14 protein-coding genes are annotated in these 12,337 nt (G+C 61.4%); 6 read left to right on the top strand and 8 right to left on the bottom strand.

Features of this window, described 5'->3' with window-relative positions; genetic code table 11:
- Positions 1–283: 283 nt before the first annotated feature.
- On the top strand, positions 284–715 hold the full coding sequence (locus GQ59_RS08475) for a MarR family winged helix-turn-helix transcriptional regulator (protein WP_037079940.1): 432 nt from the start codon (positions 284–286) through the stop codon (positions 713–715).
- 130 nt (positions 716–845) lie between these two features.
- Positions 846–2,234, top strand: coding sequence for a M20/M25/M40 family metallo-hydrolase (locus GQ59_RS08480; RefSeq protein ID WP_037080300.1), 1,389 nt, complete (start codon positions 846–848; stop codon positions 2,232–2,234).
- A 479-nt stretch (positions 2,235–2,713) separates the two neighbouring features.
- On the opposite strand, the gene GQ59_RS08485 is transcribed toward GQ59_RS08480, so the two are convergent.
- The gene (locus tag GQ59_RS08485; protein ID WP_007754264.1) at positions 2,714–2,923 is read right to left on the bottom strand and encodes a cold-shock protein; all 210 of its coding nucleotides are present in this window, start codon (positions 2,921–2,923) and stop codon (positions 2,714–2,716) included.
- Positions 2,924–3,394: 471 nt separating this feature from the next.
- Between GQ59_RS08485 and GQ59_RS08490 the strand changes: the two genes are divergently transcribed.
- Positions 3,395–3,880 carry a YbaK/EbsC family protein gene (locus GQ59_RS08490; RefSeq protein ID WP_037079945.1) on the top strand — a complete coding sequence of 162 codons (486 nt, stop codon included), beginning with the start codon at positions 3,395–3,397 and terminating at the stop codon, positions 3,878–3,880.
- Here the strand turns inward: GQ59_RS08490 and GQ59_RS08495 are convergent.
- From GQ59_RS08495 to GQ59_RS32670, 7 genes are all read right to left on the bottom strand, one after another.
- The gene (locus GQ59_RS08495) at positions 3,877–4,248 is read right to left on the bottom strand and encodes a hypothetical protein (RefSeq protein ID WP_037079948.1); all 372 of its coding nucleotides are present in this window, start codon (positions 4,246–4,248) and stop codon (positions 3,877–3,879) included. The genes GQ59_RS08490 and GQ59_RS08495 overlap by 4 nt on opposite strands.
- 76 nt (positions 4,249–4,324) lie before the next feature.
- Positions 4,325–4,537: a hypothetical protein gene (locus tag GQ59_RS08500; RefSeq protein ID WP_046638097.1), complete on the bottom strand. Its 213-nt coding sequence runs from the start codon at positions 4,535–4,537 to the stop codon at positions 4,325–4,327.
- 296 nt (positions 4,538–4,833) lie between these two features.
- A complete protein-coding gene (locus tag GQ59_RS08505; protein WP_037079954.1) occupies positions 4,834–5,028 on the bottom strand; it encodes a hypothetical protein in 195 nt (64 codons plus the stop codon).
- Between the two features lie 93 nt (positions 5,029–5,121).
- Positions 5,122–5,364 carry a hypothetical protein gene (locus GQ59_RS08510; RefSeq protein WP_037079957.1) on the bottom strand — a complete coding sequence of 81 codons (243 nt, stop codon included), beginning with the start codon at positions 5,362–5,364 and terminating at the stop codon, positions 5,122–5,124.
- Between the two features lie 134 nt (positions 5,365–5,498).
- Positions 5,499–5,702 (bottom strand): hypothetical protein, encoded by a 204-nt coding sequence (locus tag GQ59_RS08515; protein WP_244447934.1) that lies wholly within the window; start codon positions 5,700–5,702, stop codon positions 5,499–5,501.
- A gap of 119 nt (positions 5,703–5,821) precedes the next feature.
- Entirely contained in the window at positions 5,822–6,004 is a 183-nt protein-coding gene (locus tag GQ59_RS08520; RefSeq protein ID WP_037079960.1) for a hypothetical protein, read from the bottom strand.
- A gap of 151 nt (positions 6,005–6,155) precedes the next feature.
- Positions 6,156–6,329, bottom strand: coding sequence for a hypothetical protein (locus tag GQ59_RS32670; RefSeq protein WP_007754297.1), 174 nt, complete (start codon positions 6,327–6,329; stop codon positions 6,156–6,158).
- Positions 6,330–6,526: 197 nt separating this feature from the next.
- On the opposite strand from GQ59_RS32670, the gene GQ59_RS08525 reads away from it, so the two are divergent.
- The 3 genes from GQ59_RS08525 to dnaJ all read left to right on the top strand — a co-directional run bounded on the left by GQ59_RS08525 (position 6,527) and on the right by dnaJ (position 12,333).
- On the top strand, positions 6,527–9,004 hold the full coding sequence (locus GQ59_RS08525) for a transglycosylase domain-containing protein (protein WP_037079963.1): 2,478 nt from the start codon (positions 6,527–6,529) through the stop codon (positions 9,002–9,004).
- 196 nt (positions 9,005–9,200) lie between these two features.
- Positions 9,201–11,102, top strand: a complete 1,902-nt coding sequence (dnaK, locus tag GQ59_RS08530; protein ID WP_037079966.1) for a molecular chaperone DnaK — start codon at positions 9,201–9,203, stop codon at positions 11,100–11,102.
- Positions 11,103–11,199: 97 nt separating this feature from the next.
- Positions 11,200–12,333 (top strand): molecular chaperone DnaJ, encoded by a 1,134-nt coding sequence (gene dnaJ, locus GQ59_RS08535; protein ID WP_037079969.1) that lies wholly within the window; start codon positions 11,200–11,202, stop codon positions 12,331–12,333.
- The last annotated feature ends 4 nt before the right edge of the window (positions 12,334–12,337 follow it).

Here is a 12,337-nt window from a genome sequence, read left to right on the forward strand (position 1 = left end):
TTTTCTAGTCACCGGCGATTGATCACGCCGCAGTCTGGCAGCCGGCCTGTCCCCCGCCGAACCAGACCGGACAAAGGCCTATCCCCCTCTCCGGGCCTTTGTCCTTCCATCAGAACCGCCACGGCTGTCCCCTCCCTGCCGTGGCGGTTTTTTATTGCCCTTTCGCAGGAAAGACTTGTCATTTCCCCCGTCTTCGCACAGGCTTGGCGAAAGCATGGCGTGCGATATATCTGGCAGATATTGCTCGCAAACGGGCTCGTTCAGGGAGGGATGAAGACCAGCCATGGGATTCGACCGCTCGCATTCGGCGACATACCTGGCGGGCCAACTCGCCAAAGGCTTTGCGCGCTCGTTGCAGAAGCGGGCCATGGTGCTTGGCTTTTCTCCCGGCCAGTTTCCCGTCCTGCTCGAACTCTGGCAGGAAGACGGTCTCACGCAGAAGCAGCTCCTCGACAAGCTGGAGGTCGAGCAGGCGACGCTTGCCAACACGCTGGCCCGCATGGAACGGGACGGCCTCATCCAGCGCACCCCCCATCCGAACGATCGCCGGGCGCAGATCATCACGCTCACCCCGCTCGGCCGCGAGCTGGAAGTCCAGGCCGTGGAAGCGGCCTCGGAAGCGGATGCTGCCCTGTTCTCGGGCTTTCGTCGTTTCGAGCGTGAACTGATGATCGAATACATGCGGATGATCGTCGAGAACGCACGCAAAATCTAAGCCAGCGGCGTTGGCGTCTTTGCCATTGTCTCCTCTGCCCCTGACTTGCTAACAAGGTCGGGCATTCGAAACGATGGACCGCTTCTTGCCTCCTGGGCTCGAGGTCTCGCATTTCAAAGACAGGATTCCCATGACCGATCTTTCCTCCGTCCTCGACCGCGCCGACCAGAACCTTCCCGCAAGCCTCGAGCGCCTGTTCGGCCTCGTCCGCATCAAGTCGATCTCCACCGACCCCGCCTTCAAATCCGATTGCCGCGAGGCTGCCGAGTGGCTGGTGGCCGAACTGAAGGATCTCGGCTTCGAGGCGTCGGTTCGCGATACGACCGGTCATCCGATGGTCGTCGGCCACCACCCGGGCGCCCGCGCCGATGCGCCGCATGTGCTGTTCTATGGTCATTACGACGTCCAGCCGGTCGATCCGATCGATCTCTGGGAGGACGACCCCTTCGACCCCAAGCTCAAGGATCTCGGTGCCGGCCGCAAGGTGGTGACGGGCCGCGGCGTCGCCGACGACAAGGGACAGCTGATGACCTTCGTCGAAGCCTGCCGGGCCTACAAGGACGTGCATGGCTCGCTGCCGGTGCGCGTCACCATCCTCTTCGAAGGCGAGGAAGAATCCGGCTCGCCGTCGCTCAAACCCTTCCTCGACGCCAATGCCGCCGAGCTGAAGGCCGATTACGCCCTCGTCTGCGATACCGGGATGTGGGATGCGGATACGCCGGCGATCACCGCGTCGCTGCGTGGTCTGGTCGGCGAGGAAATCATCGTCACCGCCGCCAACCGCGACCTTCATTCCGGCATGTACGGCGGCGCTGCCGCAAACCCGATCCAGATCCTGTCGAAAATCCTCGCCGGGCTGCATGACGATACCGGCCGCGTGACGCTCGAAGGTTTTTACGACGGCGTCGAGGAGACACCATCCAACATCAAGGCGGCCTGGGAAAGCCTGGTCAGCGGTCGCGACGACTTTCTTGGGGAAGTGGGCCTGTCGGAACTGGCCGGTGAAAAGGGCCGTTCGCTGCTCGAACTGCTCTGGGCGCGGCCGACCTGCGAGTTCAACGGCATCAGCGGCGGCTACGAAGGCCAGGGCTTCAAGACCGTCATCGCGTCGAAGGCCTCGGCCAAAGTGTCCTGCCGTCTCGTCGGAGGCCAGGATCCAGAAAAGATCCGAGAGAGTTTTCGCGCCTATGTGCGCTCGAAGATCCCGGCTGATTGCTCGGTGGAATTCCTGACGCATGGCGGCTCGCCGGCAATCCAGCTCGGTTACGATTCACCGGTGCTCACCAAGGCCAAGACGGCGCTTTCCGAGGAGTGGCCGAAGCCGGCCTTGGTTGTCGGCGTCGGAGGATCGATCCCGATCGTCGGCGATTTCCAGAAGACGCTGGGCATGGAATCGCTGCTCGTCGGGTTCGGCCTCAGCGACAACCGCATCCACTCGCCGAACGAAAAATACGACCTTCGCTCCTTCCACAAGGGTATCCGCTCGTGGGCGCGCATCATCGCTGCGCTGGCGGACTGACCTTGGAAGGCCTGAGACGGAGAAGGGCCTGACGCTTCTCCGCGTCAGGCCCTTAAAAACAAAAAGGCCGGGCAAGCCCGACCTTTCCACTCCCATTCACTGGTGCCAGTACATCCGTGGTCACTCGAAATGGGACAAGCATTTCCGACGCGGCCGCTCTTCGATCTTTTCAGATCACTGCGGCTCTAGCGGTCATCGTCCCCCGGTTAAGTAAACATCCCGTTAACGCGGATATGAAAACTGCCTCAGGACGGCACGGTCGCCCGTATTTGCCGTAACACACATGCTCGCTGAAGCTTTTGGAGCCCGAGCATGCGGTGCGTCGGAAACGCTATTGACCCCTAGATGGGAGCTGCGTTTTTTGTTTACAAGAGGCCAAACTTAGAATCGGTCTAAACAATGAAACAACTTGTTCCAGAAAAGCAGAAAGGCCGGACGAGCCGGCCTTTCGCGAGTTCGACACGAAGGTCTTCAGCAGATCATGCGCCCTGAAGGCGGTCTGCGGAAACCTTGCCAGAACGCTTGTCGCTGACGAGTTCGTAAGAGATCTTCTGACCGTCCTTGAGCTGGCCGAGGCCAGCGCGCTCAACGGCGGAGATGTGAACGAAAACGTCCTGCGAACCGTCGTCAGGCTGAATGAAGCCGTAGCCCTTGGTTGCGTTGAACCACTTTACAGTACCGGTAGCCATAACGATGCCTTTCCCTTGCAAATATGACCGACTATTCCACGCCCGAACGCGTGGAACGTTGAAGTTTCGTATTTGAAGAGAGATCGTCGCAAACGCCGCGAGGCGCTTAGTGCTGGCTATCAAACAAATATCGATGGCGAACCAAATAGGGGCTTAGCGCCAAAAGGTCAAGATCGGGAAAATTATGCGCCGCTTTGAAAAGGGAAATCACCAGCGATTTCAAGGCGCGTAAAACAGAAAACCCGGCGCGGGAGGAGGTGCGCCGGGTTTCCGAAACTGACCAACAACTGGGAGGAGGAGGTGTTGTCGGTCCCATCGGGGGCGCTGGGAGGAGGAGTGCGCCCGTCGATGATTTGAATATACAGGAGCGACGCTTAAAAAACAGTCACGATATCGCAGTGCAGCATTGCAATTCTCGCATAGCTTCATTCCCCACTTGCGGCGCGCCGTGTCCTGCGTCAATTTCCAGCCATGAGCCTTGAATCCGTCCGCGCCTTTTTCGCCGTCCATGCCCCCGATATCGACGTCATCGTGACCGAACAGAGTTCGGCGACCGTGCCGCTCGCCGCGGCCGCCCACGGGGTGGCGCCCGAGCAGATTGCCAAGACGATCTGCGTGCGTTCCGGCGAAATTACGGCGCTGGTGGTGATGTCGGGAACCAGCCGTCTCGACAACCGCAAGTTCCGGGATCATTTCGGGGCCAAACCGCGCATGCTGGGCGGCGACGAGGTGGCCGGCATCACCAGCCACCCGGTGGGTGGCGTATGTCCGTTCGGACTGCCGTCGCCGATCCCGATCTATTGCGACGTGTCGCTAAAAAGATTCCCGGAAGTGGTTCCCGCGGCCGGAGCCATCAACGCCGCGGTGCGCATCAGCCCCGAACGTATGGCAGACCTGACCGCAGCGACCTGGGTCGATGTCGGTCAGGATCCGGTTTCGGGCGGCGATGCCGCTTAGAGGCGGCCGCTCAGGTAACGGTCATACCAGGCATTCTTGCTTTCCGCCGAAGCGGTCGCAACCACATAGCCGATCGCAAAACCGATTGCCCCGATCAGCGTGAACAGCGTCGTGGTGGCTGCGGGATGTTCGCGGATGGTACCTGCGACCGAGCTTGCCTCGTGCTGGACATAGCTCGCGGCGCTACCAGCCCGCTCGGCGACCTTGTCATAGGCAGCGCCGGTCTTTTCGGCGAGCATCTCGCGCAGACTGGCGATCTCGGAACGAAGCGTCGCAATCTCGGTCCGGACGTTTTCGCTGGGTTCGTGGTCGAAAGAGGGCGTATCCGACTTCGCGGGCGTATTCAGGTTTCTGATGGGCTCTGCCATTACCGGCCTCCTTGAGTTGATCGAGAGATCGGTCAACTGCCGAAGGACTGATAGGTTCCTCGTTTAAAGCAGGAACCTATCGGCTTTTCGCCAGCGCCTCGGCCAGCGCCGCGAGCTTCTGCTTGTCGTCCGAGCCTTTTTGAAGGGAATTCACCAGGATCAGTGCGAGCGCCTCGGCATCGGGGCTCGCCTTGTCGATCTGGTGTTCGGCGCAAGCCTGGTCAAAGACCTGCTGCAGCAAGCTGAGCTGGTCGGGGTTGACAGGATTTCTAACCATCTGTGTAGGCATATAACCCTCCCGATCATACGGTGCCCGACCGGCGGACCATCCTCCTCGCCCTGCTCCGCGATGGCGGCTGGAGAAAATTACCAGCGGCCTTCTATTGCGACAGTCTTGCGCCGGCCTTGTCGGCGCTCGAGGAACAAAAAAGTCTACAAGCCACAGGAGTGAGGATTTTGAGCCTTGGCTAATAAATTGACAATAACAATAATAGACGGGTGCAATATAAGGGTGGACCCGTACGTGTTACTACCTATACGGGTCCAAAGGGTGTCCGCAGACGAGGCATGAGGCCCAACGGCGCCTTATGCCATGCCCGCCGGATCGCCGGTCGGCATCAGAGCGGGCTTCAGCGTCGGATCCTGCGGGTTCTTGCTGTCGCCCGGATCCTGTGCAGGCGTCAATGGCGGTTTTTCCTGGATGCGATCTGGAATTCCGTCTGTCGGTGTCGGCCCGCGCGGCTGCGGGCTCGGAGTCGGGATAGGGTCTCGATTGGACATGAAGGTCTCCTTTTCCTGTCAGGAAACCAACGACTGAGGACAGCCACAGTTCCGGCGGCGGCCAGGATATTCCGAAGAAAACCTCACTCGCCTTCACCGATACCATCGACGGTCGCGGGAGGCGGATGACATGCCGAGCATGTAGCCTATCGCCAGCCCGAGCAGACCGACGGCGGCAATTGCCGAGCCGGTCGCGGCCGGATGATCAACGGCGTGGGCTGCGACCATACCTGCCTCGTCCTTGACATGATGAACGGCAGATTTCGCGCGAGCACGAACGCCTGTCTCTTGGGCGACATCACCGGTAAAGCCGGCGGCGAGAGGTTTTTTGGCCATTGGAAGTCTCCTTTTCGGAAACAACACTCAAACGGTACGGGAGGTTCCGTCTCCAGCTTCCCATCTGAACGGTCGGGGTCTTTATCTGAAGGGAATGAAAACCCGCGCCGACAAGGCCGGCGCGGGCAAAACCACTATTCGGTGACTTTAGCCTGTCCTTCAGACTGCTTCAGCACGACGGCTTCCTCGCGCGGATCCATTTTCGGAGCCGCGATGCTTGCCGTGGTGATTTCCTTGTCCACCGTGGCGGAAGCCGTGACATTGTGGCCGGCACATTCCGCAAGAGCTGCGGTGGACGACAGGCCGAGGACGGCGGCGATTGCGAGAACTGTCTTCATGTCATTCTCCTTCGCTGTGGTTGCAGCCGGCAGGGTAACGCGCAAAGCAATGAACCCGAAATCACGAATTCGCGTTTCGAGCTGCCATCATGCTGTCTGTTTTTCGTCGCCTGCCGCGATCACATCAGCTTTGAAAGGGTTTCGCGGTTGACGAAGATATCGGTCTTTCCGGCCTCATAGGCGGGATGACTGAATTCCAGCACCCCCCTTTCAGGCATTTCAAGCGCCTGCTTGACGGTGACCAGCCCGACCGGGACACGCTGGTCGCCATTTCGGACGACTGCCTCGACGATTTTCTGCATATCCTCCCCTCCTCCAAGGTCGAATCCGTCGTAACGCGGATCTTGTCTCATTGTTCCATCAGGAATCGGATTTTTTTAAGGTTGGATGCGGTAGCGAGGCGGCTTTTATGACATGGGCCAACGCCCCGGCATTGCAGGGCGTTGCGGCATATCAATGAAGGTCCAGCGGCAGCTGGATGCCCTTGGGAATATTCGGGCGTCGCTGGTTGGCAATCTGTATCTTCTGAAACGTCTCTTGCCGACGCTGCGCTTCAGCCTCGCGCAGGGCCCTCGATGCCGCGACAGCGGCCATGGCACGTTCGATCACCTGTTCGGTTCTGCTCATCAGCACCCTCCAAATGTTCTCTATTTGTTCTCATAAATGGAGACGGAAGTCAAGCGGTTCAAGAAGTAACGGCCGATAAACCATTCCTTTACGCCTCCTTAAATCGCCGCATTTAGAGTCCAGCCAAGGTTTGGGCGATCAGACATTCAGTAACAGCCTGTTTTGACAGGCCCGTAACAGGGGTATGCCGGCTCACCATGGCAGCCAGGGGCAGATCAGACAAACGTGTTGAACCGTCCTTCGAGGGTTCGCGGCCGAGCGACGATTTCCGCCTCGACGCGGACGAACGGGTCGTGGGCAACGGCCGACCCGGCAAGCGTCCATCGAGAGCCGAAAGCCAAGACCACGACGAGCGCCCGGAGCGCAACCGCCCCTCCCGCAACAAAAAGGCTCCACCCCGTCGCCAGGGCGGCGGATTCTTCGCGCCGCTGCGCAGACTGATCTACTGGTGTTTCGTGCTCGGCATCTGGGCCGGCATCGCCGTCGGCGGGCTGGTGCTCTATTACGGCGCAAAGATGCCGGCTGCCAGCACGTGGGCGATCCCGGATCGTCCGCCGAACATGAAGATCACCGCGGTCGACGGCACGGTCGTCGCCAACCGCGGCTCGACCGGGGGCGAAGCCCTGGCGCTCGAGGAAATGTCGCCCTACCTGCCGCAGGCGGTGATCGCCATCGAGGACCGGCGCTTCTATTCGCATTTCGGCGTCGATCCGCTGGGCCTGGCGCGCGCCTTGGTCAACAACCTGACCGGCCAGCCGATCCAGGGCGGTTCGACGATCACCCAGCAGCTCGCCAAGAACCTGTTCCTGTCGCCGGACCGCACGTTCGAGCGCAAGATCCAGGAGGTACTACTGTCCTTCTGGCTGGAGCACAAGTTCACCAAGGACCAGATCCTCGCCATGTACCTGAACCGCGTGTTCTTCGGTTCGAACGCCTATGGAGTTGAGGCCGCCTCGCGGCGGTATTTCAACAAGTCCGCCCGCGACGTGAACCTCGGCGAGGCGGCGACGCTTGCCGGTCTCCTCAAGGCACCTTCCCGCCTCTCGCCGGCCCGCGATCCGAAGGCAGCGGAAGCCCGCGCCCAGGTCGTGCTCGGCACGATGCGCGAGGAGGGTTACATTACCGACAGCGACCTCAAGAGCGCCATGTCGCAGCCGCCGGCCAAGGCGAAGCGCTACTGGACCGGCGCACAGCATTATGCCGCCGACATGGTCGTCGACGAGGTGAAGAGCCTGATCGGCGAGCCGAAGGTCGACGTGACCGTCGAAACCACGCTCGACATGCGCCTCGAAGCCGCCGCCGAAAAGTCGCTGAACGACGTTCTCAAGAAGGAGGGCGGCAAGCTCAATGCCTCGCAGGCGGCCCTCGTGTCGGTCGATGCGACCGGCGCGATCCGGGCGCTGGTGGGTGGCCGCGATTATGCGACGAGCCAGTTCAACCGCGCCGTCAAGGCGAAGCGCCAGCCGGGTTCGGCCTTCAAACCCTTCGTCTATGCCGCAGCACTCGAAGCCGGCGCCCGGCCGGACTCGATGGTCAACGATACGCCGGTCAAGATCGGCAACTGGTCGCCGGAAAATTTCGACGAGAAATACCGCGGTCCCGTGACGCTCGCCTCGGCTTTCGCGCAGTCGCTGAATACCGTTGCCGCGCAGCTCGCCATGCAGGTCGGGCCCGACAAGGTGGTGAGCCTCGCCCACCGGCTCGGCATCGATTCCGATATCCAGGCGAATGCCTCGATCGCGCTCGGCACCTCGGAAGTCTCGCTGGTCGAGCTCACCTCGGCCTATGCCTCGTTCATGAACGGCGGCTACAAGGCGACCCCGCATATCGTCAAGCGCATCATCGATCCGGACGGCAAGGTGCTTTACGAGGCCGATTACGCCAATCCGCCGCGCGTGCTCAGCGAACCGGTGGCGGCGACGATGAACGGCATGATGAACCGCGTCATCAACGAGGGCACCGGCAAGGCCGCCAAGATCGACGGCTGGCAGGCAGCCGGCAAGTCGGGCACCACCCAGTCGTTCCGTGATGCCCTGTTCGTCGGCTATACCAGCATCATGACGACCGGCATCTGGTTCGGCAATGACGACGGCGCCTTCATGAAAAAGGTCACCGGCGGCGGACTGCCGGCAAAGGCCTTTAAGGAATACATGACGTCGGCGATGAAGGGCTATACGCCGACGCCGCTGTTCGGCACCGGCCGCGGCCTCGATCTGCCGCCGCCTGCCGCGCCCCAGCCGGACTCTCCGTCGACGACGATCGGCGATATCATTTCCGGCATCCTGCCCGGTGGCCGCCGAACACAGGACGAACTCCCGGCCGACTACCCGCCGGCGCCGCGCCCTCCCGCCCAGGATTCCGCCTCGATCGAACGGGAACCCGCCCGCGTGCGGCCCGTCTATGGCGACAACCAGGGATACGACAACAGGGACAACAGACAGACTTACGACAACAGGCCAGTCTATGGCGACCGCGGCCGCCGTGGCGACGTAATACCGCCGGGCGACGTTCCGGTCCGTGATTATCGCCAGTATCGCGGCCCCTATGATTCGCCCGCTCCGGTGCCGCCGGGAGCGATCGGCGGCGGCCCCATCCCGCCCGGCGACGTCGGCGTTGCGGGCTCCAGAGACCAGCCGCGGCAGACCACGCTTTTCGACCTGATCATGGGGCAGTGAAGCGTATTGACAGTATTGCTCGGCAAACTGTTCTTTTTGCTAGGATCCGGGCGATTTCTCGCCTTGCAGTCCTAAAAACCCGTCCTTATATACGCCGCATGACCGCAGCCGATGCTGCGCACCATCCCAGTCGAGGAACTGTCAGTGGAATGCCTTTGAGGGGTTCCGATGGTTCGCTTAAAGGAGAGAGAAGAAAATGGCAAAAGTAATTGGCATCGACCTCGGAACCACCAACTCCTGCGTCGCCATCATGGACGGCAAAGATGCGAAGGTGATCGAGAACGCCGAAGGCGCGCGTACCACGCCCTCCATGGTCGCATTTACCGATGACGGCGAACGCCTCGTCGGCCAGCCGGCCAAGCGCCAGGCAGTCACCAACCCCACCAATACCCTCTTCGCCGTGAAGCGCCTCATCGGCCGCCGCTACGAAGATCCGACGGTCGAAAAGGACAAGGGCCTCGTCCCGTTCGATATCGTCAAGGGTGACAATGGCGATGCATGGGTCAAGGCCCAGGGCAAGAACTATTCCCCCGCACAGGTTTCCGCGATGATCCTTCAGAAGATGAAGGAAACCGCTGAATCCTACCTCGGTGAAAAGGTCGAAAAGGCCGTCATCACTGTTCCGGCCTACTTCAACGACGCGCAGCGCCAGGCAACCAAGGATGCCGGCCGCATTGCAGGTCTCGAAGTGCTGCGCATCATCAACGAGCCGACCGCAGCCGCTCTCGCCTATGGCCTCGACAAGAAGGACGGCAAGACGATCGCCGTCTACGACCTTGGCGGCGGCACGTTCGACATCTCGGTCCTCGAAATCGGCGACGGCGTCTTCGAAGTGAAGTCCACCAACGGCGACACCTTCCTCGGCGGTGAAGACTTCGACATGCGTCTCGTCGAATATCTTGCCAACGAGTTCAAGAAGGACCAGGGCATCGACCTGAAGAACGACAAGCTCGCTCTGCAGCGCCTCAAGGAAGCTGCCGAAAAGGCCAAGATCGAACTCTCGTCCTCGCAGCAGACCGAAATCAACCTGCCGTTCATCACCGCCGACGCTTCCGGTCCGAAGCACCTGACGCTGAAGCTGACCCGCGCCAAGTTCGAAAGCCTGGTCGACGATCTCGTCCAGCGCACGATCGCGCCGTGCAAGGCAGCCCTCAAGGATGCCGGCGTCACCGCAGCCGAAATCGATGAAGTGGTTCTCGTCGGCGGCATGAGCCGCATGCCGAAGGTCCAGGAAGTCGTCAAGCAGCTGTTCGGCAAGGAGCCGCACAAGGGCGTCAACCCGGATGAAGTCGTCGCTCTCGGCGCCGCCATCCAGGCCGGCGTTCTGCAGGGCGACGTCAAGGACGTTCTGCTTCTCGACGTGACCCCGCTGTCGCTCGGCATCGAAACGCTCGGCGGCGTCTTCACCCGCCTGATCGACCGCAACACGACGATCCCGACCAAGAAGAGCCAGACCTTCTCGACCGCCGAAGACAACCAGCAGGCCGTGACGATCCGCGTGTCGCAGGGCGAGCGTGAAATGGCAGCCGACAACAAGCTGCTCGGCCAGTTCGACCTCGTCGGCCTGCCGCCGTCGCCGCGCGGCATGCCGCAGATCGAAGTGACCTTCGACATCGACGCCAACGGCATCGTCCAGGTTTCGGCCAAGGACAAGGGCACCGGCAAGGAACAGCAGATCCGCATCCAGGCCTCCGGTGGTCTCTCCGACGCCGAAATCGAAAAGATGGTCAAGGACGCCGAGGCCAATGCCGAAGCCGACAAGAAGCGCCGCGCCGGCGTCGAAGCCAAGAACCAGGCAGAAAGCCTCGTTCACTCCAGCGAGAAGTCGCTGAAAGAATATGGCGACAAGGTTTCCGAGACCGACCGCAAGGCGATCGAGGATGCGATCGCTTCGCTGAAGACCGCCATCGAAGCCTCCGAGCCGGATGCCGATGACATCCAGGCGAAGACGCAGGTCCTGATGGAAGTGTCCATGAAGCTTGGTCAGGCCATCTATGAGGCCCAGCAGGCCGAAGGCGGCGCAGGCTCCGAGGGCGGCAAGGACGATATCGTCGATGCCGACTACGAGGAAGTCAAGGACGACAAAAAGTCCGCCTAATCCGCCGGTTGCCTGATGGCCAGACCTTGACCATAGTTGACTAGAGTATCCGGCTGCCTTCGTGCAGCCGGAATCCTTTCCGGAGCCGGTTACCTCCATGGCAAAAGCAGACTTTTACGAAACGCTGGGTGTCGGCAAGACCGCCGATGAGAAGGAGCTGAAAAGCGCCTTCCGCAAGCTCGCGATGAAATATCATCCCGACAAGAATCCGGGCGACGCAGAAGCCGAAAAGAAGTTCAAGGAGCTCGGCGAGGCCTATGAGACCTTGAAGGATCCTCAGAAGCGCGCGGCCTACGACCGCTTCGGCCATGCCGCCTTCGAACAGGGCGGAATGGGCGGCGGTGGCGGCGGCTTCTCGGGCGCGGGTGCGGGCGGCTTCTCCGATATCTTCGAAGACATCTTTGGCGAAATGATGGGCGGCGGACGCGCCCGTCGGTCGTCCGGCGGTCGCGAACGCGGCGCGGACCTTCGCTACAATATGGAAATCACGCTGGAAGAGGCGTATGCCGGCAAGACGGCGCAGATCCGGGTTCCGACCTCGATCACCTGCGACGTCTGTTCCGGTTCGGGCGCCAAGCCCGGCACGCAACCGAAGACCTGCGGCACCTGCCAGGGTTCCGGCCGCGTGCGCGCATCCCAAGGCTTCTTCTCGGTCGAGCGCACCTGCCCGACCTGCCACGGCCGCGGCCAGACGATCACCGATCCCTGCGGCAAGTGCCACGGCCAGGGCCGCGTCACAGAAGAACGTTCGCTGTCGGTCAACATCCCGGCCGGCATCGAAGACGGCACCCGCATCCGCCTGCAGGGCGAAGGCGAAGCCGGAACGCGTGGTGGCCCTGCGGGAGACCTCTACATCTTCCTGTCGGTCAAGCCGCATCAGTTCTTCCAGCGCGACGGCGCCGACCTTTATTGCGCCGTGCCGATCTCCATGACGACGGCCGCCCTTGGCGGCACGTTCGACGTGGCGACGCTCGACGGAACCAAGTCCCGCGTGACGGTGCCGGAAGGTACCCAGCCCGGAAAACAGTTCCGCCTGAAGGCCAAGGGCATGCCGGTGCTGAGATCCAGCCAGACGGGCGATCTCTACATCCAGATCCAGATCGAGACGCCGCAGAAGCTCACCAAGCGGCAGCGCGAGCTGCTGCAGGAATTCGAGGAACTGTCCTCGAAGGAGAACAATCCGGAATCGACGGGCTTCTTCGCCCGGATGAAGGAATTCTTCGAGAACTGAGCTT

The organism is Neorhizobium vignae (genome assembly GCF_000732195.1).
Classification (GTDB): domain Bacteria; phylum Pseudomonadota; class Alphaproteobacteria; order Rhizobiales; family Rhizobiaceae; genus Neorhizobium; species Neorhizobium vignae.

Coding starts and splice junctions, on each gene's coding strand:
- dnaK (WP_037079966.1), top strand. CDS start 9,201: ATGGCAAAAGTAATTGGCATCGACCTCGGAACCACCAACTCCTGCGTC.
- GQ59_RS08515 (WP_244447934.1), bottom strand. CDS start 5,702: ATGAAGACAGTTCTCGCAATCGCCGCCGTCCTCGGCCTGTCGTCCACC.
- GQ59_RS08480 (WP_037080300.1), top strand. CDS start 846: ATGACCGATCTTTCCTCCGTCCTCGACCGCGCCGACCAGAACCTTCCC.
- GQ59_RS32670 (WP_007754297.1), bottom strand. CDS start 6,329: ATGAGCAGAACCGAACAGGTGATCGAACGTGCCATGGCCGCTGTCGCG.
- GQ59_RS08485 (WP_007754264.1), bottom strand. CDS start 2,923: ATGGCTACCGGTACTGTAAAGTGGTTCAACGCAACCAAGGGCTACGGC.
- dnaJ (WP_037079969.1), top strand. CDS start 11,200: ATGGCAAAAGCAGACTTTTACGAAACGCTGGGTGTCGGCAAGACCGCC.
- GQ59_RS08505 (WP_037079954.1), bottom strand. CDS start 5,028: ATGTCCAATCGAGACCCTATCCCGACTCCGAGCCCGCAGCCGCGCGGG.
- GQ59_RS08520 (WP_037079960.1), bottom strand. CDS start 6,004: ATGCAGAAAATCGTCGAGGCAGTCGTCCGAAATGGCGACCAGCGTGTC.
- GQ59_RS08495 (WP_037079948.1), bottom strand. CDS start 4,248: ATGGCAGAGCCCATCAGAAACCTGAATACGCCCGCGAAGTCGGATACG.
- GQ59_RS08490 (WP_037079945.1), top strand. CDS start 3,395: ATGAGCCTTGAATCCGTCCGCGCCTTTTTCGCCGTCCATGCCCCCGAT.
- GQ59_RS08475 (WP_037079940.1), top strand. CDS start 284: ATGGGATTCGACCGCTCGCATTCGGCGACATACCTGGCGGGCCAACTC.
- GQ59_RS08500 (WP_046638097.1), bottom strand. CDS start 4,537: ATGCCTACACAGATGGTTAGAAATCCTGTCAACCCCGACCAGCTCAGC.
- GQ59_RS08525 (WP_037079963.1), top strand. CDS start 6,527: ATGGCAGCCAGGGGCAGATCAGACAAACGTGTTGAACCGTCCTTCGAG.
- GQ59_RS08510 (WP_037079957.1), bottom strand. CDS start 5,364: ATGGCCAAAAAACCTCTCGCCGCCGGCTTTACCGGTGATGTCGCCCAA.